Source organism: Rhodococcus sp. NPDC003318 (assembly GCF_042879035.1).
Classification (GTDB): Bacteria; Actinomycetota; Actinomycetes; order Mycobacteriales; family Mycobacteriaceae; genus Rhodococcus_G.
The window spans coordinates 344,154-367,979 of record NZ_JBIAOU010000001.1; the positions used below are offsets into that span (position 1 = coordinate 344,154).

The 23,826-nt window shown below is 69.4% G+C and carries 22 protein-coding genes and 2 pseudogenes; 12 read left to right on the forward strand and 12 right to left on the reverse strand.

All coding sequences use genetic code 11. The features are described 5' to 3' along the window. Window positions 1-9 precede the first annotated feature (9 nt). Both ACFYVR_RS01480 and ACFYVR_RS01485 read right to left on the reverse strand, forming a co-directional pair. Window positions 10-135 (reverse strand): hypothetical protein, encoded by a 126-nt coding sequence (locus tag ACFYVR_RS01480; RefSeq protein WP_387468876.1) that lies wholly within the window; start codon window positions 133-135, stop codon window positions 10-12. Window positions 136-142: 7 nt separating this feature from the next. Then, window positions 143-380: pseudogene (locus ACFYVR_RS01485) on the reverse strand (3-oxoadipyl-CoA thiolase); the annotation flags it as partial. Between the two features lie 214 nt (window positions 381-594). Here ACFYVR_RS01485 and ACFYVR_RS01490 point away from each other — a divergent pair. The 7 genes and pseudogenes from ACFYVR_RS01490 (at window position 595) to ACFYVR_RS01520 (ending at window position 7,656) form a co-directional block, all read left to right on the forward strand. After that, window positions 595-1,389 (forward strand): enoyl-CoA hydratase-related protein, encoded by a 795-nt coding sequence (locus ACFYVR_RS01490; RefSeq protein WP_387468878.1) that lies wholly within the window; start codon window positions 595-597, stop codon window positions 1,387-1,389. A 27-nt stretch (window positions 1,390-1,416) separates the two neighbouring features. Next, window positions 1,417-2,148, forward strand: coding sequence for an SDR family NAD(P)-dependent oxidoreductase (locus ACFYVR_RS01495; RefSeq protein ID WP_387468880.1), 732 nt, complete (start codon window positions 1,417-1,419; stop codon window positions 2,146-2,148). A gap of 44 nt (window positions 2,149-2,192) precedes the next feature. Then, window positions 2,193-3,854: a class I adenylate-forming enzyme family protein gene (locus ACFYVR_RS01500; protein ID WP_387468882.1), complete on the forward strand. Its 1,662-nt coding sequence runs from the start codon at window positions 2,193-2,195 to the stop codon at window positions 3,852-3,854. 1 nt (window position 3,855) lies between these two features. After that, complete coding sequence (locus ACFYVR_RS01505; RefSeq protein WP_387468885.1) at window positions 3,856-5,046, forward strand: acyl-CoA dehydrogenase family protein; 1,191 nt, start codon at window positions 3,856-3,858, stop codon at window positions 5,044-5,046. Between the two features lie 16 nt (window positions 5,047-5,062). Beyond that, entirely contained in the window at window positions 5,063-6,211 is a 1,149-nt protein-coding gene (locus tag ACFYVR_RS01510; RefSeq protein ID WP_387468887.1) for an acyl-CoA dehydrogenase family protein, read from the forward strand. Window positions 6,212-6,239: 28 nt separating this feature from the next. After that, a pseudogene (locus ACFYVR_RS01515) lies at window positions 6,240-6,907 on the forward strand (TetR/AcrR family transcriptional regulator). Further along, complete coding sequence (locus ACFYVR_RS01520) at window positions 6,904-7,656, forward strand: enoyl-CoA hydratase/isomerase family protein (protein ID WP_387468889.1); 753 nt, start codon at window positions 6,904-6,906, stop codon at window positions 7,654-7,656. Before ACFYVR_RS01515 ends, ACFYVR_RS01520 begins: the two are co-directional and overlap by 4 nt. Before the next feature lie 22 nt (window positions 7,657-7,678). On the opposite strand, the gene ligD is transcribed toward ACFYVR_RS01520, so the two are convergent. Further along, the gene (ligD, locus tag ACFYVR_RS01525; protein WP_387468891.1) at window positions 7,679-9,562 is read right to left on the reverse strand and encodes a non-homologous end-joining DNA ligase; all 1,884 of its coding nucleotides are present in this window, start codon (window positions 9,560-9,562) and stop codon (window positions 7,679-7,681) included. A 64-nt stretch (window positions 9,563-9,626) separates the two neighbouring features. Between ligD and ACFYVR_RS01530 the strand changes: the two genes are divergently transcribed. After that, a complete protein-coding gene (locus ACFYVR_RS01530) occupies window positions 9,627-10,424 on the forward strand; it encodes a Ku protein (protein ID WP_387468893.1) in 798 nt (265 codons plus the stop codon). Here ACFYVR_RS01530 and ACFYVR_RS01535 read toward each other — a convergent pair. The 9 genes from ACFYVR_RS01535 to ACFYVR_RS01575 all read right to left on the reverse strand — a co-directional run bounded on the left by ACFYVR_RS01535 (window position 10,421) and on the right by ACFYVR_RS01575 (window position 18,688). Beyond that, a complete protein-coding gene (locus ACFYVR_RS01535; RefSeq protein ID WP_387468895.1) occupies window positions 10,421-10,894 on the reverse strand; it encodes a DUF4334 domain-containing protein in 474 nt (157 codons plus the stop codon). The genes ACFYVR_RS01530 and ACFYVR_RS01535 overlap by 4 nt on opposite strands. Then, window positions 10,891-12,027 (reverse strand): NAD(P)-dependent alcohol dehydrogenase, encoded by a 1,137-nt coding sequence (locus ACFYVR_RS01540; RefSeq protein WP_387468896.1) that lies wholly within the window; start codon window positions 12,025-12,027, stop codon window positions 10,891-10,893. Before ACFYVR_RS01540 ends, ACFYVR_RS01535 begins: the two co-directional genes overlap by 4 nt. A gap of 187 nt (window positions 12,028-12,214) precedes the next feature. Beyond that, complete coding sequence (locus ACFYVR_RS01545; RefSeq protein ID WP_387468898.1) at window positions 12,215-12,625, reverse strand: metal-sulfur cluster assembly factor; 411 nt, start codon at window positions 12,623-12,625, stop codon at window positions 12,215-12,217. Further along, window positions 12,622-13,116: a Fe-S cluster assembly sulfur transfer protein SufU gene (sufU, locus tag ACFYVR_RS01550; RefSeq protein ID WP_387468900.1), complete on the reverse strand. Its 495-nt coding sequence runs from the start codon at window positions 13,114-13,116 to the stop codon at window positions 12,622-12,624. The genes ACFYVR_RS01545 and sufU overlap by 4 nt, the downstream gene beginning before the upstream one ends. 1 nt (window position 13,117) lies before the next feature. Then, the gene (locus ACFYVR_RS01555) at window positions 13,118-14,422 is read right to left on the reverse strand and encodes a cysteine desulfurase (protein WP_387468902.1); all 1,305 of its coding nucleotides are present in this window, start codon (window positions 14,420-14,422) and stop codon (window positions 13,118-13,120) included. Between the two features lie 4 nt (window positions 14,423-14,426). Then, window positions 14,427-15,227 carry a Fe-S cluster assembly ATPase SufC gene (sufC, locus tag ACFYVR_RS01560; protein ID WP_387468904.1) on the reverse strand — a complete coding sequence of 267 codons (801 nt, stop codon included), beginning with the start codon at window positions 15,225-15,227 and terminating at the stop codon, window positions 14,427-14,429. 32 nt (window positions 15,228-15,259) lie between these two features. Further along, window positions 15,260-16,459, reverse strand: a complete 1,200-nt coding sequence (sufD, locus tag ACFYVR_RS01565; RefSeq protein WP_387468906.1) for a Fe-S cluster assembly protein SufD — start codon at window positions 16,457-16,459, stop codon at window positions 15,260-15,262. Further along, on the reverse strand, window positions 16,460-17,866 hold the full coding sequence (sufB, locus tag ACFYVR_RS01570) for a Fe-S cluster assembly protein SufB (protein ID WP_387470262.1): 1,407 nt from the start codon (window positions 17,864-17,866) through the stop codon (window positions 16,460-16,462). A 135-nt stretch (window positions 17,867-18,001) separates the two neighbouring features. After that, window positions 18,002-18,688 carry a helix-turn-helix transcriptional regulator gene (locus ACFYVR_RS01575; protein WP_387470264.1) on the reverse strand — a complete coding sequence of 229 codons (687 nt, stop codon included), beginning with the start codon at window positions 18,686-18,688 and terminating at the stop codon, window positions 18,002-18,004. A 214-nt stretch (window positions 18,689-18,902) separates the two neighbouring features. Here ACFYVR_RS01575 and mptB point away from each other — a divergent pair, with 214 nt between their 5' ends. The 4 genes from mptB to ACFYVR_RS01595 are packed head-to-tail and all read left to right on the forward strand — an operon-like array spanning window position 18,903 to window position 23,821. Then, window positions 18,903-20,603, forward strand: a complete 1,701-nt coding sequence (gene mptB, locus ACFYVR_RS01580) for a polyprenol phosphomannose-dependent alpha 1,6 mannosyltransferase MptB (RefSeq protein ID WP_387470266.1) — start codon at window positions 18,903-18,905, stop codon at window positions 20,601-20,603. Continuing rightward, window positions 20,600-21,538, forward strand: a complete 939-nt coding sequence (locus tag ACFYVR_RS01585) for an ABC transporter ATP-binding protein (RefSeq protein WP_387468908.1) — start codon at window positions 20,600-20,602, stop codon at window positions 21,536-21,538. Before mptB ends, ACFYVR_RS01585 begins: the two co-directional genes overlap by 4 nt. After that, on the forward strand, window positions 21,535-22,335 hold the full coding sequence (locus tag ACFYVR_RS01590; protein WP_387468910.1) for an ABC transporter permease: 801 nt from the start codon (window positions 21,535-21,537) through the stop codon (window positions 22,333-22,335). The genes ACFYVR_RS01585 and ACFYVR_RS01590 overlap by 4 nt, the downstream gene beginning before the upstream one ends. Window positions 22,336-22,372: 37 nt before the next feature. Further along, the gene (locus ACFYVR_RS01595) at window positions 22,373-23,821 is read left to right on the forward strand and encodes a hypothetical protein (protein ID WP_387468912.1); all 1,449 of its coding nucleotides are present in this window, start codon (window positions 22,373-22,375) and stop codon (window positions 23,819-23,821) included. Window positions 23,822-23,826 lie beyond the last annotated feature (5 nt).

Sequence of the window (23,826 nt, forward strand, 5' to 3'; positions counted from 1 at the left end):
GCCCCGGTGTCACGTCGACACCGGGGCCCTGCCGTGCGCGCCCTCGGGTCGCAACGCCTCCACGGCCAGGGACACGCCCTGGCCGACGCCGATGCACAGGGTGACGAGGCCGCGGGCGGCACCTTCGCGTTCCATCCGGCCCAGGAGCGTGACGTCAGGCCGCTCGCGCACAGGCGGTTGACGGTGCAGCCGGGGACGGTGTAGCCGGGGACGGTGTCCGGCAGCCCGGCGAGCAGGACCGCCATGCGGGCGACGTTGCGATTGTCCTCACCGGCCTGGTTGGTGGCGCCGAGGATCACCTCGTCGATCTCCTCGGCCGGCACACCGCTGCGGGCAACGGCCTCACCGACCGCGATCGCGGCCAGATCGTCGGGTCGCACCGTGGCGAGCGCGCCGCCGTAGCGGCCCTGGGGTGTGCGGACTCCGTCGACGACGTAGACCTCGTTCGTCCGTGTTCTCCGTCTCGATTCCGGGGTTGTGTGACCCTTGACACCATTCGTTGGTGAATGTAGGTTCATAAAGCGTGAAGCACTATTCACTGTGCTTGAACAGAAACTCATTCAACCCGCTCACCTGCGCTGACGAGGAGTTCTCATGACCGTCTTCGAAGACATCACCTACGAGATCGACGGACCCGCCGCGATCATCACGATCGACCGCCCGCACCGCTACAACGCCTTCCGCGGCCAGACCGTCGAGGAACTGATCAAGGCGTTCCGCGCCGCCTGGGCGGACAGCCGTGTCTCCGCGGTCATCCTCACCGGCGCCGGCGAGAAGGCGTTCTGCACCGGCGGCGACGTCAAGCAGCGGGCCGAGACCGGCGACTACGGGCCCACCGAGAGCGGCATGTTCGAGATCGGCTACCTGCACAAGCTGATTCGCGACATCCCGAAGCCGGTCATCGCCGCGGTCAACGGTGTCGCCGTCGGCGGCGGTCACGTCCTGCACGTACTGTGCGACCTCTCCATCGCCTCGGAGACGGCCAGGTTCGGGCAGGCCGGTCCGAAGGTCGGATCGTTCGACGCCGGGTTCGGTTCCGCGTTCCTCGCGCGCGTGGTCGGCGAGAAGCGCGCCCGCGAGATCTGGTACCTGTGCCGCCAGTACGACGCCGCCACCGCCGAACGCTGGGGCCTGGTGAACTGGGTTGTCCCGCAGGACAAGTTGCTCGACGAGGCCAAGGCCATCGCCGCCGAGATCGCCGAGAAGAGCCCCACCGCCATCAAGTTCCTCAAGCAGTCGTTCAACGCGGACACCGACCACCAGGCCGGCCTGAGCAACCTCGCGATGTCGGCTCTCGACCTGTTCGGCAAGTCCGACGAGGGACTCGAGGGCGCGAAGGCATTCGCCGAGAAGCGCCCCGCCGACTTCGCCAAGTTCGTCAAGGCCTGACCCCACCCGACCCGAGAGGACCACACCATGAGCACCATCGCACTGGTCACCGGCGCCGGCTCCGGCATCGGAAAGGCGATCGCGCTGGCCTTCGCCGCGCAGGGCGACCGCGTCGTCGCCGCCGATCTCGACCTCGCCTCGGCCGAGGCCACAGCCAAGGAGTACCCCGAACTGATCGCGGCGCTGCCGGTGGACGTGTCGGACCGCGCCCAGGTCGACGCGCTGCGCGAGCGAACCCACGCGGAGGTCGGCGTACCGAACGTGGTCGTGAACGCGGCGGGCTGGGACCGCACCGACCAGTTCCTCAACGCCACACCCGAATTCGCCGAGAAGGTCGTCGCGATCAACTACCTCGGACCGGTCCACGTGTGCAGTGCGTTCCTCCCCGGCATCGTCGAGGCCGGAAACGGTGGCCGCGTGATCAACCTGGCGTCCGACGCGGGGCGCGTCGGCAGCTCGGGCGAGTCGATCTACGCCGGCGCGAAGGGCGGCGTCATCGCCCTGACCAAGTCGCTCGCCCGCGAGATGGCCCGGCACGGCATCAGTGTCAACTGCGTGTGCCCCGGCCCGACCGACACCCCGCTGTTCCAGGCCCAGGAGGAGAAGCTCAAGGCCGCTCTGGTCAAGGCCATTCCGTTCCGGCGCCTCGCGCGGCCCGACGAGGTCGCGGCACCGGTCCTGTTCTTCGCATCCGAATCCGCGTCGTTCATCACCGGACAGGTGATCAGCGTCAGCGGCGGACTCACCATGGCCGGCTGACGCCCGACACCCCCCGAGTCTGATACACCACCGAGGACGACACCATGAGCGCGGCATACAACGCCCGGGCCTACCGGGAGTACTTCGAGAACGACTTCACGTACCTCAACGGATTCCGTCGCAACACAACGCGTTACGCGAACCGCGTGGCGGTGACCGATCCCGGGACCGGGCAACAGTGGACGTACGCCCAGCTGGGCGAGCGGGTCGACCGCATCGCAACCGGTCTCGCCGACGCCGGCGTCCGCAGCGGCGATGTCGTCGCCTACCAGCTGTTCAACGGGATCGAGTTCGCCGAACTCTATCTCGCGGTACAGGCCGTCGGCGCCGTCGGATCGCCGGTGAACTTCCGTCTCGCCGCGGGAGAGACGGCGTTCGTCCTCGACACCAGCACACCGACGGTGTTCGTGTACGACACCGACCTCGCCCCGATGGTCCAGGACGCGCTGGGACGTGCCGCGCACACTCCCCCGGTGGTGGTGACCGTCGGCGAGGGCGAACCGGCGTCCGCTCCCGGATCCACGGTGATCGCCTACCGGCACCTGGCCGCCGATCGAGTGGCGCTGCCTCCCCTGCACCGCACCGTGTGGGACGAGACGACGCGCCTGTACACGTCCGGCACCACGGGCATGCCGAAGGGAGTGCCGCTCAACAGCATGATCGAGGTCTTCAGCGCGCACGACGTGATCATGCACTTCCCGCTCACCCCCGAGGACAAGACGCTGAACATGACGCCGTGGTTCCATCGCGGCGGCCTGTACTCCGGCGGCCCCAACCCGACGTTCTACGTGGGCGGTCAGGTGGTTCCGCTCCGCATGTTCGATGCGGACCGGGTGCTCGATCTCGTGGAGGAACAGGGATTGACGTTCCTGATCGGAGCGCCGACCAACCTCGCGATGCTCGCGTCCGCGCAGGAGGACAATCCCCGCGACCTGTCGTCGCTGCGCGGCATCGTGACGATGGGCGCCCCGCTCGAGAGGGAGGCAGTGCTCCGGTACCAGAAGGCCCTCAATCCGCGGATCTTCAACGGCTACGGCAGCACCGAGGGATTCTGGAACACCTTCCTGCGCCCCGGTGACCTGCCCGACCATGCGGGAACGGCCGGCCGGGCCTGCACCGACGACGACGTGCGGGTCGTGCAGGTCTACCCGGATCGTCTCGCCGACGCCGACGACATCGTGGCCCGCGACGGCACGGAGGTCGGAGAGGTCATCGTGCGGTCTCCGAAGTGCGCCAACGCCTACTTCGACTCTCCGGACCAGGAGAAGGCGAAGTTCCAGCGCGGCTGGCTGCACATCGGCGACCTCGCCACCTGGGACAGGGACGAATTCGTCACGATCGTCGGGCGCAAGGACGACATGCTGATCTCCGGCGGCGAGAACGTGCACCCCGTCCAGGTCGAGGAGGCTCTCAACGCCCATCCCGCCGTGGCGGACTCGCTCGTCGTGGGCGTACCCGACGATCGTTGGGGGCGCATCGTCGTGGCCTACATCGTGACCGACGGCACCGACCTGTCCGCCGACGACCTCGACGAGCACTGCCGCCTGCAGCCGATGCTGTCGTCGTTCAAGCGGCCCCGCGCCTACCGTTTCGTCGACTCACTGCCGGTCTCGGCGACCGGGAAGAAGCTCCACTACAAGGCCACCGCGACGGCTGCGGACGAGTTCGCCGCAGGCCGGTTCACCACTCCCACACCCCGAGGATGACATGAGCACCACGAAGACACCTCCGCCGTTCGATCCGCTGGATCCGCTGAGCATCGACTCGCTCTACTCCGACGACGAGATCGCCGTCCGGGACAGCGTGCGCGGATTCTGCGCCGAACACGTCACCCCCTACGTCGCGGACTGGTTCGAGGCCGGCGACCTGCCGACGGTCCGTGAACTCGCCAAGGGCTTCGGCCAACTCGGTGTGCTCGGGATGCACCTCGAGGGCTACGGCTGTGGCGGCTCGTCCGCGGTGCACTACGGCATCGCCTGCCTCGAACTCGAGGCCGCCGACTCCGGCATCCGCTCCCTGGTGTCGGTGCAGGGCTCGCTCGCGATGTTCTCCATCTGGAACAACGGCTCCGAGGAGCAGAAGCAGCGGTGGCTGCCCGGCATGGCGGCCGGTGAGCTGATCGGCTGCTTCGGTCTCACCGAACCCGATGTCGGCTCGGACCCGGCCGCGATGAAGACCCGGGCCCGCAGGGACGGCTCGGACTGGGTGCTCGACGGCCGCAAGATGTGGATCACCAACGGCTCGATCGCCGACGTCGCGGTGGTGTGGGCGAACACCGACGAGGGGGTGCGCGGATTCATCGTCCCCACCGACACGCCCGGCTTCAGCGCCAACACGATCAAGCACAAGTTGTCGCTGCGCGCCTCGGTCACCAGCGAACTCGTCCTCGACGGCGTCCGGCTGCCCGCCGACGCGCTGATGCCCGAGGCCCGCGGGGTCAAGGCACCGCTGCAGAGTCTGTCCGAGGCCCGCTACGGGATCGTCTGGGGTGCCATGGGCGCGGCCCGGTCGGCCTGGGAGGCCGCCCGGACCTACTCGATGCAACGCACCCAGTTCGGCCGCCCGATCGGCGGATTCCAACTGACCCAGGCCAAGCTCACCGACATGGCCGTCGAACTGCACAAGGGACAACTGCTCTCGCTGCACCTCGGCCGGCTCAAGGACACCGTCGGACTGCGCCCCGAGCAGGTCAGCTTCGGCAAGCTGAACAACACCCGCGAGGCCATCGAGATCTGCCGCACCGCTCGAACCATCCTCGGCGGCAACGGTATTTCGCTCGAGTACCCCGTGATCCGGCACATGGTCAACCTCGAGTCGGTCCTCACCTACGAGGGCACCCCCGAGATGCACCAGCTGGTGCTCGGCCAGGCCTTCACCGGCGAGAACGCCTTCCGCTGACAGGAGCGTGTACGAGATGAACGCACGATTGGTCCACGACACCGAACACCTGCAGTTCCGCGAGGTCGTCCGCGACTTCGTCCGGGACAAGATCACCCCCGTGCACGAGGACTGGGAACGGGCGAACCGCCTCGACCGGTCCCTGTTCACCGAGGCCGGAAAACTGGGCCTGCTCGGATTCCCCGTTCCCGAGGAGTACGGCGGCCCCGGCGTCGACGACTTCCGCTACCACGCGATCGTGATCGACGAGGTGAACCGGGCGGGCAACGCGGCCGCCGGAATCGCCTTCTCGCTGCAGAACGACGTCGTGCTGCCCTACCTGGTGGAGATGACCACCGACGAACAGAAGGCCCGCTGGCTGCCCGGCGTCGTCTCCGGCGAGACCGTTCTCGGGATCGCGATGACCGAACCGGGCACCGGCAGCGACCTGACCGGCATCCGGACCACCGCGGTCCGGGACGGCGACCACTACGTGGTCAACGGCGCCAAGACGTTCATCTCCAACGGCCAGAACGGTGACCTGTTCGTCGTCGCCACCCGCACCTCCGACGATCCGCACAAGGGCCTGACACTGCTCGTCGTCGATGCGTCCACTCCCGGTTTCTCCCGCGGACGCAACCTCGAGAAGATCGGCCTGCACGCGCAGGACACCAGCGAGCTGGCCTTCACCGACATGCGGGTTCCCGTCGCCAATCGGCTCGGCGAGGAGGGGCAGGGCTTCTACCAGCTCGTGCACAACCTCCCGCAGGAGCGGCTGTCGCTCGCCGTCGGCGCAGTGTCCGCGGCCGAAGGCGTCTTCGCGGAAACACTCGCGTACGTCAAGGAACGCAAGGCGTTCGGGAAGCCGATCTCGAATTTCCAGAACACCCAGTTCGTCCTCGCCGAACTGGCCACCGAACTCGACGTCGCCCGCACGTTCCTCGACGACTGCATCGCCGAACACGTGGACGGCACCCTCACCGCGGCTCGTGCGGCACGCCTGAAGTGGTGGGCCACCGAATTGCAGGTGCGGGTCGCCGATCGGTGCCTGCAACTGCACGGCGGCTACGGCTACATGCGCGAGTACGCCGTCTCCCGTGCCTTCGTCGACGCCCGCATCCAGACCATCTACGGCGGCACCACCGAGATCATGAAGACGATCGTCGCCAAGGATCTGGGGCTCTGACAGCACCCGAGCGACGAGGAGTACGGCCATGGCAGAGAATCCCGGTGCGCTGCGCGTCGAGGACGCCGTCCGCGCGGTGCGGACGAACTCCCGGCGCAGACAGATCCTCCGGGCCGCAGCGAAGGTGATGCAGCGCACCGGATTCCACGAGATGTCGATGCAGGCCCTCGCCGACGAGGCGAGCGTCAGCGTGGGCCTGCTCTACAACTACTTCGCAGCAAGGAGGACATCCTCCGCGCCACGATCACCGCGATCCTCGACGCGTTCAGCGACCAACTCGAGCCCGCGATGGCGGCGGCGGGCGACGACCCCGTCGAACGCCTGGCCGCCGGCATCCGGCGGTTCGTCGAGATCGTCGACGAGAACCGCGACGCCGTCGCGCTCACCTACCGGGAGAGCCGCACGCTGGACGCGGCCGGCCGCGACACGATCAAGCGGCTCGAGGTCGAGACCTCCGCTCCCCTGCGAGCGGTGCTGACGGAGGGCATCGAGGCCGGGGTGATGAACCCGGTCGACGTCGACCTGATCGTCTTCGACCTGGTGCTGCTCGCCCACGGCTGGGCGCTCAAGCACTGGCACTTCGGCCGCATCTACACCGCCGACGAGTACGTCCGGCTGCAGACCCGGTTCGTCCTCAACACCGTCCTGCCGCAACACCACCGTGGCCACTACCGTCACCTCCTGGAGAAAACATGAGTGTCCGCACCGAAGTCGACCACCACACCGGGATCATCACCCTCGACCGTCCCCCCGCAAACGCCTTCGACGAGGCGCAGACACAGGCACTGGCCGGTGCCGTCGCGACGCTGGGCGAGGACCCCGCGGTCCGCGCGGTCCTGATCCGCAGCGCACAGCGGATCTTCTGCGGCGGCGCGGACATCACGATGATGGAGTCCTGGAACGGCGCCCCCGACCGCGGCGCGCGGCTGCGCCGGTTCACCGCGGGACTTCAGGACGTGTTCGCCCGCATCGAGGCGCTGCCGAAACCCACGGTGGCCGTCCTCACCGGGGCCGCCACCGGTGGAGGTCTCGAACTCGCGCTCGCCTGCGACTTCCGCGTCGCGGGCGCCTCGGTGAAGCTGGGGCTGCCCGAGGTCGGCATCGGACTCCTGCCCGGCGCGGGCGGGACGCAGCGCCTCACCCGGCTCGCCGGCCCGTCCGTGGCGCACCGTATCGTGCTCGGCGCCGAACTCGTCACCGGCGCCGAGGCACGCAGACTCGGCATCGTGCACTCGGCGACCGACGGCGACGTCCTCGCCGAGGGTCGCGCGTTGGCCGATCGGCTCGCGCAGCTGCCGCCGGCCGCCTACTCCGCCGCCAAACGCTGCATCGCCGCCGCCCGCGGCGAGGACGGGTTCGCCCGGGAACTCGACGAGATCAGCCGGCTGATCGAGACACCCGACACCGCCCGACTTCTCAGTGATTTCCTCGCTCGCTCCCGCTGAGCCACCGTCGCACCCGGGCGGGTCAGGAGCCGGCGAGATCGGCGACGAACTTGTCCGGTCGCAACCCACGCCAGACGGGGTGCCGCAAGCGGCCGTCATCGGTCACCTCCGAGAAACGCACCTCGGCAACGGCTTCCGGCCGGACCCAGCGCGCCCTCCGGGAGTCCGCGGCAGGAACCGAGGTGCCGAACGGTGACGTGTCCGCAGCCAACTCGTCCACGAGTTCGGCGAGCCGGGAGAGCGCCGCGCCCGACAGTCCGCTGCCGACCCGCCCCAGATAGCGCAGGGTTCCCGGACCGTCGGGCACACCCACCAGGAGCGAGCCCACGGCGCCCGCCCGACCGCCCTCCCCCGGCTGCCATCCGCCGATCACGACCTCGCACGTGCGGAAGTGCTTGAGCTTGAGCCACGCCGACGACCGGCCCGACCGGTACGTCGAGTCCCAGCGCTTGGCGACCACACCCTCCATCCGCGCGGCGCGGCTCGCCTCGAGCGCCTCGGCGAGATCGGCCGGCGCCGGCTCCGGTATGCGCCACGGCTCATCACCGCCGAGGCGGATCGCCTCGAGCACCCGGCGGCGGTCGCGCAGCGGTTTGTCGTGCAGCGGCACCCCGTCCAGTTCGAGTACGTCGAAGAGCAACAGCGACACCGGGTTCGCGGCCCGCTCCGCCGCCGACGGCGGCCGTGACCGTCCCATCCGACGTTGCAGCCGCCCGAAACTCGGTGCGCCGTCGTCGCCGAACGCGACGATCTCCCCGTCGAGCAGGCCGCTGTGCCCCGCCAAACCGGCTGGCACCCGGAGCAGCTCGGGATAGCCGGCCCCGATGTCGAGGCCGTTGCGACTGACCAGCCGGACCGGCGCCGCCGGGTCCCCGAACGCGGCCAGTGCCCGGATCCCGTCGTACTTGTACTCGTACTCCCAGACGTCCGGATCGGCGCGCCCCGCGAATTCGTCGATGCTGGTCGCGGTCGCCAGCATCGGGGCGGGCACCCGGATCGGCGGCGGCATCGCCACCTTCGCCGCCGGTTCGGGCCCGCGGGGCGAGGGCACCACCGCAGGCGCCGTCCCGTCACGCAGCCTGCGCAGCACCTCGTGGAAGTCCAGTTGCCGCAGCCCCGGCCGGGCCAGTTCGTCCCAGGTCCGGGGCGCCGCGACCATCGGTCGCGCGGTCCCGCGCAGCGAGTACGGCGAAATCGTGGTCTTGGCAGCCGCATTCTGGCTCCAGTCCACGAACACCTTGCCGGGTCGCACCGCCTTCGTCATCGCCGAGGTCACCGAATTCGGTGTCTGCCGTTCGAGTTCCACCGCGATCGCTTTGGCGACCTCCGAGCACCGCCGCGACGTCCAGCCCTCCTCCACCCCGGCGTACAGGTGAATTCCCTTGCTGCCACTGGTGACCGGGAGGGCGTCGAGCCCGCGCTCGCGCAGACGCTCGCGCACCCGCAGGGCCACCTGTGCGCACTCGTCGAGTGTCACCCCGGGACCGGGATCGAGGTCGATGACGAGGCGGTCCGGGTCGCCGGGGCGATCGTCCGCCGCGAAACGCCACTGCGGCACGTGAAATTCGAGGGCACCCGACTGCGCGAAGTACACCAGCGCCGCCAGTTCCGTCACCTCGGGGTACACCACGGTCCGCGACCCCTGCGTCAGGGTGTGTGTGGGCACCCAGTCCGGTGTCGCGGACTCGACGTTCTTCTGGAAGAAGGGTTGTGCCGCGGTGCCGTCCGGCCACCGCTTCCGGGTCAGCGGACGACCGGTGAGCAGCGGCAACAGCGCCGGCCCGACCTCGGTGACGTACTGGAGGACCTCCGCCTTGGTGTTGCCGGACTCCGGGTACAGCACTTTGTCCAGGTTCGTCAAGGTCAGGCGCCTGTTTCCGACGCGCACCGCCGCGTTGTGAGTCATCCTGGTCCGCCCACCGATCCGGCTCCACCTGGCCTGATCTCAGAGTATGGACCATCATGGGGTGATGCGGTCGATATGGAAAGGCTCCATCGCGTTCGGGCTCGTGAACGTTCCGGTGAAGGTCTACTCCGCAACCGAGGACCACGACATCAGATTCCACCAGGTCCACGGCAAGGACGGTGGCCGGATCCGATATCACCGCGTCTGCTCCGAGTGCGGCGAGGTGGTGCAGTTCGCCGACATCGACAAGGCCTACGTGTCCGACGACGGCACGCAGGTGGTGCTCACCGACGAGGACTTCGACGCCCTGCCCGCCGCCGAGAAGCACGAGATCCCGGTGCTGCAGTTCGTGCCCTCCGACCAGATCGACCCGATCCTGTTCGAGAAGAGCTACTACCTCGAACCGGATTCGGCGTCCCCGAAGGCGTACCAGTTGCTCGCGGCGACGCTGACCGAGAGCGACCGCACCGCACTGGTGCACTTCACACTGCGTCAGCGCACCCGGCTCGCGGCGCTACGCGTACGCGACGGTGTCCTCGTCGTGCAGACCCTGCTGTGGCCCGACGAGGTCCGCACCGCCGAGTTCGGTTCGCTCGACGACGGTGTGTCACCGAGCGACAAGGAACTCGCGATGGCCACCATGCTCGTCGACTCGATGTCCGAGGACTTCCATCCCGAGTCGTACACGGACGACTACCAGATCCAGCTCCAGAAGCTGCTCGACGAGACGATCGCGAACGGCGGCGAGAAGGTCACCGTGCCCGCGACCGCCGGCCCCGAGGCCGACGCCGAGGTGGTCGACCTCGTCGCCGCCCTGCAACGCAGCGTCGACGAGGCCAAGAAGTCGGCGAAGACCGGCTAGCTCGCGTCGTCCTCGTCGTCGCGGTCGAGCACGAACCAGTAGTGCTCGCCGTTGTCGAGCACCTTCTTGCCGTTCATGACACCGAGCAGGGTGTCCGGCCCGACGCGCTTGAAGTGGTCGAACACGGGCATGCCGTCGTAGACCATCGTGGCGGTCACCTCACCCCGGAATTCGACCATCCACAGGCTCGCCTCGCCGTTGCCACCCGTGAGGTCGGAGAACAGCTCGCCGTCCTCGCCGCGGCAGATCAGGGGCTGCACGTCGAACCGGGAGCCGAACGTCTTGCCGTACCAGCGGGTCCTGTCGAGGAGCCGCTCGGTGCGGTGCCCGGTCCGCAGGCCGCGGCCACGCCAGCGCCCGGACAGCTCCTCGATCGCGACGACCGGCAACTCCGACCACAGTGCGTCGAGGTCACGCGGGTCGACGGTCTCGGCCGCGAGCAGCTTCTCGACCCGATCGTGGTGGTTCACGAAAGCCCTTCCGTTTCGTCGGATGCCGTGGAGGTGAACGTGAGCACGGCCTTGACCACGGCTCCGGAGGCAGTGGCGTCCAGGGCGGCGCCCAGATCCTCGAAGTCGAAGGTGGTGATCATCTTGTCGAACGGGAAGCAACCCTCCCGCCACAGAGCGATCAGTTCGGGAATGAACTGCCGCGGGTCCGCGTCGCCCTCGATCACGCCGGTGACGCTGCGGCCCATCAGCAGCGCGGACTGGTCGAGCGTCACGGGATTGCGGCCGCCGCGCAGTCCGACGGTCGCGCAGCTGCCCGGCGACCGCAGCACCGCCACAGCGGTCGAGAGCACGTCACCGGAGCTGACGGTGTCCACGGCGTGATCGGCTCCGCCTCCGGTGAGGGCCCGCAGCGTCCGCGTGAGGTCCGCAGCGGCGCTGTCCACGACATCGGTGGCTCCGAGGGAGAGCGCCAGCTCGCGGCGTTCGCGCACCGGATCCACGACGACGATCGTCGCGCACCCCGCCACGCACGCCGCAAGCACCGCACCCAGTCCGACCGCGCCGGCACCGAACACGACGATCGACGCGCCCGCGCGCGGCCGCAGGACCCTCAGCACCGCACCGGCGCCGGTCTGGATCCCGCAGCCCAGCGGACCGAGCAGTTCGATCGGCAGATCCCGCGCGACCTGGACCGCGTCCGCCGCGTCGACGACCGCGTACGAGGCGAAGGACGACTGTCCGAACCAGTTCCCGTGCAGCGCGGTGCCGTCCAGCTGCAGCGTCGTGGTGCCGTCGAGGCGGCGCCCGGAGTAGTTGCGCACCGCGAAGTGCTCGCAGTAGGCGGGATGTCCGCCCTGACAGTTGCGGCAGGTCCGGCAGGCCGAGTAGCTCAGCACCACGTGGTCACCGGGAGCGAGGGTGTCCACGGCCGACCCGACCGCGGCGACCACGCCCGCCCCCTCGTGACCGAGCACCGCGGGCACCGGGACCGGAACACCGCCCGCGGCCGCGGTGAGATCGGTGTGGCAGATCCCCACCCCCGCGATCCGCACCAGGACCTCGCGCTCCCGGAGCGGGCCCACCGCGACGTCCCGGATCTCGAGCGGCCCTCCGTACTCGCCGACGACCGCCGCTCGCGCCTGAGTTCCCACCGCAGTCCCCACCGGTCTCCCGTCGTGTTCTTCGCCGAACCCCGCTCGACGAATCGCGAATCCTGATTAACTTATCGGGGGTGAGTGTAGACGCGAAAACCCCGCCGACACAGGGGTTCGGCGGGGTTTTCGGGGCCGGGGTTTTCGGGGCCGGGGGTCTCCAGCCGGGTTTGCGGGTGACGCGGGGTCAGATGGTGAAGCCGAGCGCCCGCAGCTGCTCACGACCGTCGTCGGTGATCTTGTCGGGGCCCCACGGGGGCATCCACACCCAGTTGATCTTCAGGTCGTCGACCAGGCCGCTCTTGACCAGAGCGCCTCGTGCCTGCTCCTCGATCACGTCCGTCAGCGGGCACGCCGCCGACGTCAGGGTCATGTCGACGGTCGCGACCGTCTGCTCGGAGTCGTCGATCGCGATGCCGTACACGAGTCCGAGATCGACGACGTTGATGCCGAGTTCGGGGTCGACGACGTCACGCATCGCCTCCTCGACGTCGTCGACGAGGGCCTGCTGCTCCGGTGTCAACGACACCGCCTCGGTCGACACCGCCTCGGTCGACGGCGCCTCCTCGGCGACTGTCTCGGGTGCGCTCTCGGTCATGATGAAACTCCTGTGTCAGCGGTCCGTGCGGTGTCGACCCTGTCGACCCCGGTGGTGTCGACTATTCGAACAACGGCATCCTTGAAAGCCATCCATCCCAGCAGGGCGCACTTGACCCGCGCCGGGTACTTCGCGACACCGGCGAACGCGATGCCGTCGCCGAGCACGTCCTCGTCGCCCTCGACCGCGCCGCGGCTGGTGATCATCTCGTTGAACGCCTCGACCACGTCGAGGGCGTCCGGCACCGCCATGCCCGTGACCTGGTCGGTCAGCACCGACGTCGCGGCCTGACTGATCGAGCAGCCCTGGCCGTCGTAGGACACGTCCCCGACGCGACCGTCCTCGGTGATCGCGACCCGCAGCGTGATCTCGTCGCCGCACGTCGGGTTCACGTGATGGACCTCTGCGCCGAACGGCTCCCGCAGTCCACGACCGTGCGGGTGCTTGTAGTGGTCCAGGATGACCTCCTGGTACATCTGCTCCATCCGCATGTCAGGACGCCCCGTCGATCGTGCCGTCGTCCTCGCGCAGGGGCTCGAGCACCGTGTGCGTCCCGAAGAACTCCTGAGCGCGCCGGATGCCGGCGGCCAGGGCACGCACCTCGTCGGCGGTGTTGTACACGGCGAAAGACGCCCGCGCGGTCGCGGCGACCCCGAACTTGCGGTGCAGCGGCCAGGCGCAGTGGTGTCCGACGCGGATCGCGATGCCCTCGTCGTCGAGGATCTGTCCGAGGTCGTGGGCGTGGATGCCGTCGACGACGAACGACACTGCCCCACCGCGGTTCTCCGCGGTGGTCGGACCGACGATGCGGACTCCGGGGATGGCCCCGAGCAGGTCCAGCGCCAACGCGGTCAGCTCGTGCTCGTGAGCGGCGACGGCGTCCATCCCGATGGCCTCGAGATAGTTCACCGCGGCACCGAGCCCGACGACCTGCGAGGTCATCGGCACGCCGGCCTCGAACCTCTGCGGCGGCGCGGCGTAGGTGGTGGCCTCCATGGTGACCGTCTCGATCATGGAGCCGCCGGTGATGAACGGCGGCATTGCCGCGAGCAGTTCCCGCTTGCCGTACAGGACGCCGACCCCGGACGGTCCGAGCATCTTGTGCCCGGAGAAGGCGGCGTAGTCGACGTCCAGAGCGTGGAAGTCGACCGGCATGTGCGGCACCGACTGGCACGCGTCGAGGACGACGAGTGCGCCGACGGACCGCGCCCGACGGACCAACTCCTCGACCGGCGCCACGGCGCCGGTCACGTTGGACTGGTGGGTGAACGAGACGACCTTGACGGCGTCGGTGAGTTCCAGCGACTCGAGGTCGATGCGACCGTCGTCCGTCACCCCGTACCAGCGCAGCGTCGCACCGGTACGGCGCGCCAACTCCTGCCACGGCACCAGGTTCGCGTGGTGTTCGAGCTCGGTGATGACGATCTCGTCACCGGGGCCCAGGTGGCGGTCGAACCGGTCGTCGCCGAGAACGTAGGTGACGAGGTTGAGCGCCTCGGTCGCGTTCTTGGTGAACGCCAGCTCGTCCGGGTGAGCACCGACGAACCGGGCGATCGCCGCGCGGGCGCCCTCGTACGCGTCGGTCGCCTCCTCGGCGAGCTGATGGGCACCGCGGTGCACGGCCGCGTTCGCGGTGGTGAGGAACTCACGTTCGGCGTCGAGCACCTGGACCGGGCGTTGTGAGGTGGCCCCGGAATCGAGGTACACCAACGGCTTCCCGTCCCGGACCGTGCGGCTCAGGATCGGGAAGTCCCGGCGGATGCCGGTGACGTCGAGTACGTGCACCGTGCTGGTCATGGAACTAGGCTCCCGCCGTCGCTGCCTGGGTGAACCGGACGTAACCGTTGGCCTCGAGCTCGTCGGCCAGCTCGGGGCCGCCGGACTCGACGACCTGGCCACCGACGAAGACGTGGACGAACTGCGGCTTGATGTAGCGCAGGATCCGCGTGTAGTGGGTGATCAGCAGGACGCCGCCGTGCTCCCGCTCCTGGTAGCGGTTGACGCCCTCGGAGACGATGCGCAGCGCGTCGACGTCGAGGCCGGAGTCGGTCTCGTCGAGGATCGCGATCCTGGGCTGCAGCAGGCCCAGCTGCAGGACCTCGTGCCTCTTCTTCTCGCCACCGGAGAAGCCCTCGTTCACGGACCGCTCACCGAACGCCGGGTCGATCTCGAGCTCACTCATCGCGGTCTTGACCTCCTTGACCCAGTGCCGCAGCTTCGGGGCCTCGCCGCGGACGGCGGTGGCGGCGGTGCGCAGGAAGTTCGACATCGACACGCCCGGCACCTCGACGGGGTACTGCATCGCCAGGAACAGGCCGGCGCGGGCACGCTCGTCGACGCTCATCGCGAGGACGTCCTCACCGTTGAGGGTGATGCTGCCGGAGGTGACCTCGTACTTCGGGTGCCCGGCGATGGCGTAGGACAGCGTCGACTTGCCGGAGCCGTTGGGGCCCATGATCGCGTGGGTCTCGCCGGAGCGGACCGTGAGGTTCACGCCCTTGAGGATGTTGATCGGCTCGGCGTTCTCGTCGGTCTGGGCGACGCGGACGTGCAGGTCCCTGATCTCGAGGACCGAGTTGGCGGTGTTTTCGGGGGTGGTCATGTGATGAAAGTCCTTGTGAGAAGTGTTGGGGCTCAGACGCCGACCGCGGCGAGCTCGACCTCGATGGCCGCCTCGAGACGCTCACGCACCTCGGGAACCGCGATGCGGTCGATGATCTCGTGGAAGAAGCCGCGAACCACCAGGCGCCGGGCCTGGTCCTCCGGGATGCCTCGCGAGCGCAGGTAGAACAGCTGCTCGTCGTCGAAACGGCCGGTGGCGCTGGCGTGCCCGGCACCGACGATCTCGCCGGTCTCGATCTCGAGGTTCGGCACCGAGTCGGCGCGGGCGCCGTCGGTGAGCACCAGGTTCCGGTTCAGCTCGAAGGTGTCGGTGCCCTCGGCCGCGGCCCGGATCAGGACGTCGCCGACCCACACGGTGTGCGCGTCCTGCTTGTGCGAACCGACCTCGCCCTGCAGCGCACCCTTGTAGACGACGTTCGACTTGCAGTGGGGCTGCGAGTGATCGACCAGCAGGCGGTGCTCGAAGAACTGCCCGGCGTCCGCGAAGTACAGACCGAGCAGCTCGGCGTCGCCGCCGGGTCCGTCGTACTTGACGATCGGCGTCACGCGGACGACGTCGCCGCCGAGGGTGACGGCCGTGTACCGCAGGACCGCGTCGCGGCCCAGACGCGCATGGTGCGCGGCGACGTGGACGGCGTCGTCGTCCCAGCCCTGGACCGCGACCACCGTCAGCTTCGCGCTGTCGGCGACGACGAATTCGACGTTCTCCGCGTAGGTTCCGCTGCCGCGCTGGTCGAGCACCACGGTCGCCTTCGCGAACGGCTGGAGGCGGATCTGTGTGTGCCCGTAGGCGACCTGGCCCTCACCCGGACCGGTCACGACGACGCGGATCGGCTCCACGACCTCCTGCTCGGTGCCGACGGTCACCACGGTGGCGCTCTCGAAAGCCGAGTACGCCTGCGCCGCGACGCGGTCCGCCGGGACGCCGCCCTTGCCGAGGCGGTCGTCGTCCCGGCCGACGGTCTCCACGGAGACACCCTCGTGGGCCGACACCTCGACGGTTGCCGCTCCGGACCGCACCGCGGATCCGTCGTGCAGGCCGCGCAACCTGCGCAGCGGGGTGAACCGCCACGCCTCGTCGCGGCCCGCGGGCACCTCGAACGCGTTGACGTCGTACGACGTGAAGACCTCACCCTTGTTGGTGGCGGGGGTGCGGGCTTCGGCCGCGACAGCTGTGTTGTTGACGGAGCTTGTGTTGTTGACGGAGCTCACTTAGCCGACCGCCCCTTCCATCTGCAGTTCGATCAGGCGGTTGAGCTCGAGGGCGTACTCCATCGGCAGCTCCTTGGCGATCGGCTCGACGAAGCCGCGCACCACCATCGCCATCGCCTCGTCCTCGGTGAGACCGCGGCTCATCAGGTAGAACAACTGGTCCTCGGACACCTTCGACACGGTGGCCTCGTGACCCATCGACACGTCGTCCTCGCGGATGTCGACGTACGGGTAGGTGTCGGAGCGCGAGATCTGGTCGACGAGCAGGGCGTCACACTTGACGGTCGCCTTCGAGCCGTTCGCGCCCTTGTTGACCTGCACCAGGCCGCGGTAGGACGCGCGGCCACCGCCACGAGCCACCGACTTCGACACGATGGTCGAGGACGTGTGCGGCGCCAGGTGCAGCATCTTCGCACCGGTGTCCTGGTGCTGACCCTCACCGGCGAACGCGACGGACAGGACCTCGCCGCGGGCGTGTTCGCCCATCATCCACACGGCCGGGTACTTCATCGTCACCTTGGAGCCGATGTTGCCGTCGATCCACTCCATCGAGCCGCCCGCGTCGACCTTGGTGCGCTTGGTGACCAGGTTGTAGACGTTGTTCGACCAGTTCTGGATGGTCGTGTAGCGGCAGTGGCCACCCTTCTTGACGATGATCTCGACGACCGCGGAGTGCAGCGAGTCGGACTTGTAGATCGGTGCGGTGCAACCCTCGACGTAGTGCACGGAGGCGCCCTCGTCGACGATGATCAGGGTCCGCTCGAACTGGCCCATGTTCTCGGTGTTGATCCGGAAGTAGGCCTGCAGCGGGATGTCCACGTGGACGCCCGGCGGGACGTAGATGAAGGAGCCACCCGACCACACGGCGGTGTTCAGCGCGGAGAACTTGTTGTCGCCGGCCGGGATCACGGAGCCGAAGTACTCCTTGAAGATCTCCGGGTGCTCGCGCAGACCGGAGTCGGTGTCGAGGAAGATCACACCCTGCGACTCGAGGTCCTCACGGATCTGGTGGTACACGACCTCGGACTCGTACTGGGCGGCGACACCGGCGACGAGGCGCTGCTTCTCCGCCTCCGGGATGCCCAGCTTGTCGTAGGTGTTCTTGATGTCCTCGGGCAGGTCTTCCCAGCTCTCGGCCTGCTTCTCGGTCGAGCGCACGAAGTACTTGATGTTGTCGAAGTCGATGCCCTCGAGGTTCGAGCCCCAGAACGGCATCGGCTTCTTGTCGAAGGTCTTGAGCGCCTTCAGCCGGATGTCGAGCATCCACTCCGGCTCGTTCTTCTTCGCGGAGATGTCCCGCACAACGGCCTCGGACAGGCCGCGCTGCGCGCTGGCACCCGCGGCATCGGAGTCGGACCAGCCGTAGCCGTAGTTGCCGAGCGACGCGATGGTTTCATCCTGCGTCATGCCCTGCGAACCACCGGCTGCCTGGTCTTGAGTGACGGTCATGCGAGCTCCTTCCGGAGTCTTGTTGCGTACCGGTGCGGGCTGGGCACCGGCGAAAAGGTGAGTACTGGGGGGGTGTGGCGGATCGGCCCGGAGTCAGGTCGCTTCCTGGTGCTGCGCGGCGGGCGGCACCAGCGGTACGTGCGTGGTGCAGGCGCAGTCCCCGTTCGCGATCGTGGCCAGGCGCTGCACGTGGGTGCCGAGCAGTTCCGCGAACGCCTGGGTTTCCGCCTCGCAGAGTTCGGGGAACTCGGAGGCGACATGCGAGACCGGGCAGTGGTGCTGGCAGATCTGCACACCGTTCCCGACCGGCCGGGTGGTCGCCGCGAAACCCGACGAGGTGAACGCGTCCGCGATCGCATCCGCGGTCTGCTCGACCTCGACGACGTCGGGCCCGGCCGCGGGGTCGATGTCCGCGACGATGGTCTGGACGCGACGACGGGCGAACTCCACGATCGCGGCCTCGCCGCCGATCTCCCGCAGTTGACGCATCGCCGCACCGGCCAGGTCGTCGTACGAGTGTCCGAGCCGCGACCGGCCCGCGGCGGTGAGCTGGAACTGCTTGGCCGGACGACCCCGCCCCTTCTGCTGCCAGCTGGCGGACCGGGTGGCGCGCGCCTCTCCGGCGTCGATCAACGCGTCGAGGTGACGGCGCACCCCGGCGGCACTCAAACCCAGTTCGGAGCCGATCTCGGTGGCGGTGATGGGGCCCTGTTCGAGCAGCAGTTTCACCACCGCCGCCCGCGTGTGGCCCTCGGGAGCCACCGCCGTGACACCGGGCATGACGGAACGCGGCGCCACTGCAGGCTCCTGACCTGCGCGTTCATCCCCTACGGGGTGTACCGATGCCGTTTTCACAACACCAGTGTGACGGAATTGGGGACTCCGGTCCACCAAGGGTGCCCTGTGTAACACCGCTACGCTGCTTGCTGTGCCGCAGACCGACGACACACCGGGAACCGGTGCCGACGACTCCCCCGCCTCTTCCCAGGAGTCGATCGCCGGCCGAACCCGACGCCTCGGGCGCCGCGTCCTCGGCCTCGACGGCCCGCACGACGGGTTCGCGGTGTCCAGCCTCCACGGCGACGAACCGGAGGCCCCCGGACTCGACGCCGGGGAAACCGCCCAGCTGCGCGGGGTCCGTCGATTCGGTGCGACGGGCGCGCTGCTGATGGCTCTCGGCGCGCTCGGCGCCGGCGCGCAGCCGGTGCTGCAGAACCCGGTCCAGGGGGTCCGCATGCTGGGTCTGCTGTCGCGGATGCCCAGCGTCGCGCTCACCGTCACCCTGACCGGTAGCGCGATGGTGGTCCTGGCGTGGCTGCTGCTGGGCCGCTTCGCGGTCGGCAGCTTCCGGGAGGGGTCCGCGGTCCGCCGCCTGACCCGCTCCCAGCTCGACCGGACGCTGCTGCTGTGGGTGATCCCCCTCGCCATCGCGCCACCGATGTTCAGCAAGGACGTCTACTCGTATCTCGCGCAGTCCGAGATCGCGGCGCGTGGTCTCGACCCCTACGCGATCGGACCGGCGCAGGCGCTCGGCGTCGACCACGTCCTCACCCGTACCGTCCCCAACATCTGGCGCGAGACACCCGCACCGTACGGACCGTTGTTCATCTGGTTCGGCAAGGGCATCTCGACGCTGACCGGCGAGAACATCGTGGCGGGGATCTTCCTGCATCGGTTGCTCGCGCTCACCGGGGTCGCGCTGATCGTGTGGGCGTTGCCTCGTCTCGCCCGCCGCTGCGGCGTGGCGAGCGTCACCGCGCTGTGGCTCGGCGCCGCGAACCCGCTGCTGCTGTTCCACCTGGTCGCGGGCATCCACAACGAGGCCCTGATGCTGGGCCTGATGCTCGCGGGCATCGAGGTCGCGTTGCGGGCGATCGAGAGTCCACCCGACATCCGGTTCCGGCTCCGCGGGTCGCCCGCCGAGCGTCGGGCACTGGCCCTGCTGCTGGCCGGGGCCGCCCTCATCGCGCTGTCCGCGACCGTGAAGATCCCCACACTCCTCGCGCTCGGTTTCCTCGGCATGGCGCTGGCCCGCCGCTGGGGCGGCACCTTCCGGTCCGTGTGCGCGGCCGCGGCACTGCTGCTCGCGGTGACGGTGACCGTGGTGTTCGCCGTCAGCCTCGTCAGCGGCCTCGGATTCGGCTGGCTGAGCCCGGAGACGCTGGGCACCGCCAACGAGGTGCGCAGCTGGATGTCGCTGCCGACGCTCCTCGGGCTCGGCACCGGCCTGGCCGGAGTGCTGCTCGGCCTCGGCGACCACACCACGGCGGTGCTCAGCCTGACCCGGCCGATCGCATCGCTGGCGGCGGCGTTCGTCGCGGTGCGGATGCTGATCGCGGTCCTGATCGGCCGCATCCACCCGGTCGGGGCGCTGGGTGTGTCCCTCGGCGTGCTCGTCCTGCTGTTCCCGGTCGTGCAGCCGTGGTACCTGCTGTGGGCGGTGATACCGCTCGCGGCCTGGGCGACCCGGCCGGTGTTCCGCATCCCGGCCATCGCGTTCTCGTCGGTGGTCAGCCTGATCGTGATGCCGAACGGCGGCGAGTACCCGCCGTTCATCATCGTGCAGGCCGCCATTGCCACGATCCTGGTCTGCGGTTCGTTCATCTTCGTCACCCGCAACCGGCTGCCGTGGCGGGCTTCGACCGGGGCGTCGGAGGGTGCCCGATCCCGCGACGCCTACGCTGAGGTCCCGTGAGTTCTTCCGTGCGCGAACACCCCGTGCTCCATCTCGACGGTGTGGTCAAACGTTTCGACGGCACCGTCGCCGTCGACGGCCTCGACCTGACCCTCGGCCGCGGCGAGGTGCTGGCCCTGCTCGGACCGAACGGCGCCGGAAAGACCACCACCGTCGAGATGTGCGAGGGATTCCAGCGGCCCGACGAGGGCACCGTGCAGGTCTTCGGCCTCGACCCGATCAGCGCATCGGGCGAGGTCCGCGCGCGGATCGGAGTGATGCTGCAGGGCGGTGGCGCCTACCCCGGTTCCAAGGCGGGCGAGATGCTCGACCTGGTCGCGGCGTACTCGGCGAACCCCCTCGATCCGCAGTGGCTGCTGCGTGAACTGGGCCTCGCCGACGCAGTCCGTACCCCGTACCGCCGGCTCTCCGGGGGGCAGCAGCAACGCCTCGCGCTGGCCTGCGCCCTGGTCGGCCGCCCGGAGCTGGTGTTCCTCGACGAACCGACCGCCGGCCTCGACGCCCAGGCCCGGCTGATGGTGTGGGAACTCGTCGACGCGCTGCGCCGCGACGGCGTCGCGGTCCTGCTGACCACGCACCTGATGGACGAGGCCGAGGCCCTCGCCGACCGCCTGGTCATCATCGACCACGGCCGGATCGTCGCGGAAGGCACACCGAGCGAACTGACCCGGCACGGCGCCGCGGGCCGGCTGCAGTTCAGCGCACCCGAGCATCTCGACCTGACCGGTCTGGCCGGCGCGCTCCCGGAGGGCTTCACTCCGAGCGAACCGTCACCCGGCAACTACCTCGTCGAGGGCGACATCGACCCGGCCGTGCTGGTCGCGGTCACCACCTGGTGCGCCGACCTGGACGTCCTCGCGACGGAACTGCGCGTCGACCAGCGCCGCCTCGAGGACGTCTTCCTCGACCTGACCGGACGGGAGTTGAGGGGATGAGCATGTCCCACGCCGATCGCCTCGCCGACAACCGCTTCGCCCCCGGCACGTTCGGGCCGGACCCGAGGCCCGCCCCTGCGCTGCGCATGCTCGCGGCGCAGACGAGGCTCGAACTGACGTTGCTGCTCCGCAACGGGGAGCAGCTGCTGCTGACGATGTTCATCCCGATCACGCTGCTCGTCGGTCTGACGTTGCTGCCGTTCGGCGACCTCGGTGATCCTCGGGTGAACCGGGTCGTGCCCGCGGTGATGATGGTCGCGGTGATGTCGACCGCGTTCACCGGTCAGGCGATCGCGGTCGGCTTCGACCGCCGCTACGGCGCGCTCAAGAGGCTGGGCGCCACCCCGCTGCCACGCTGGGGGATCATCGCGGGCAAGAGTGCCGCCGTCGTCATCGTCGTCGTGCTCCAGATGATCCTGCTCGGCGCGATCGCATTCGCGCTCGGTTGGCGGCCGGACGCCCTGGGACTGCTGCTCGGTGCGGCGGTGGTCGCACTCGGCACCGTGATGTTCGCCGCACTCGGACTGCTGCTCGGCGGGACGCTGAAGGCGGAGATCATCCTGGCGCTGGCGAACGTGCTGTGGTTCGTGATGGCGGGGATCGGCGCCGTCGTGTTCGGTGGCGACTCCGTTCCGGCGGCGCTGCACACCCTGGCCCGCCTGGTTCCGTCCGGCGCACTCGCGGAGGGCCTCGACGCCGCGCTCGGGGGATCCGTCGACGTGTTCGCGATCGTGGTGATGGTGGTGTGGGCCGCCGTCGCGGCGTGGTTCGCGACCCGGTTGTTCAAGTTCACCTGAGCGGAACCGCCCCATCGCGGCCCGGTGGGACGGCATCATGCTTGCCGTGCCGAACCTCCCGCTGCGCATCGTCGCCTGCCTGTCCGCTTCCGTGGTCCTCGCCGTGACCGCCGGCGGCCTGGCGTCCGCCGATTCCACCTGGGGTCCGCTCGCTCCCCCGAATCCGTACCTCGGCCCGGCCGGAACCGCGACGATGCACGGCGACGCCGGATCGTCGGACGCCACGCCGCTCGCGGGTCCCGGACCCGGGCCGGTGAGCCACACCGCGATTCCACTGGTGTCCGCCTGCCCGACACTGCTCGAAGGGTCCGACGGTCGGGTCGTCGCCCTGTGCACCGCGATCGCCGGGCAACAGCCGACGGTGCACCTGCTCGACGCGGACAACTCGCGTTCGGTGGCGTCGCTACCGCTGGCGAAGGGCAGCCTGCTCGGCGGCGTCTACGCCTTCCTCGACAACGCGAACCGGCTCGTCGCGGTGGACGGCAACCGGCACCTGCAGCGGATCGCGCACAGCGGCGACAGCCTCGTCGTGGACAGCACGGTCGACCTCTCCGGCGCGGTACCGGACGGCGACGCCGTCACCGGGCTGGTCCCCGACTGGTCCGGGAACGTCTGGTTCGCGACCGGACGCGGCGTGGTGGGGACGGTCGACGCCGCCGGGGTCGCCCGCACGATCGCGCTGCCCGCCGGGGAGCAGGTGCAGAACAGCATCTCCAGCTCCCCCGCCGGCGTCTCCGTCGCCACGACCCACGCCCTGTACCAGCTGTCGACGTCGACGGGCGCGTCTCCGGTGGTCGACTGGCGGCACGCCTACGACCGCGGTTCCGCACGCAAACCGGGACAGCTCAGCTGGGGTACCGGCTCGACCCCGACGTTCCTCGGTTCCGGCACGGGGTACGACTACGTGGCGATCGTCGACAACGCCGACACCCGCGTGAACCTGATCGTGCGCCGCGTCGACACCGGCGCCGAGGTGTGCTCGGTCCCGGTGCTCGCCGCGGGCGGTCCGGGCAGCGAGAACTCGCCGATCGGCGTCGGCGGATCGGTGTTCGTCGCGAGCACGTACGGCTACCCGTATCCGACGGTGCCCGAGGGTGCGGGTCCCGCGGTTCCTGCGTCGGCCCTGTTCACCGGCGGCATGACGCGCGTCGACGTCGACGACGCGGGCTGCCACGTCGTGTGGGACAGCGCGGTCCGCAGCGCGGCGGTGCCGCACCTGTCGACCGCGGACGGGAAGCTGTACACGACGGTCCGCACGGGCCCGGAGGCGACGACGCCGCTGGACGGCTTCACGTTCGCGGTGATCGATCCCGCCACCGGCGCGGTGCTCTCCGAGACCGGCCTGCCCGGGACCGTCGCGAACGACACCCTGCAGATGTCCGCGCTGATCACCGCGGAGGGTGACTACCTCCAGGGCACGATCACCGGTCTCGTCCGGGTGCGGGCCGGCGACGGATCGGGCAGTGCGGGCGGTTTCGGTAGCTGACGGCT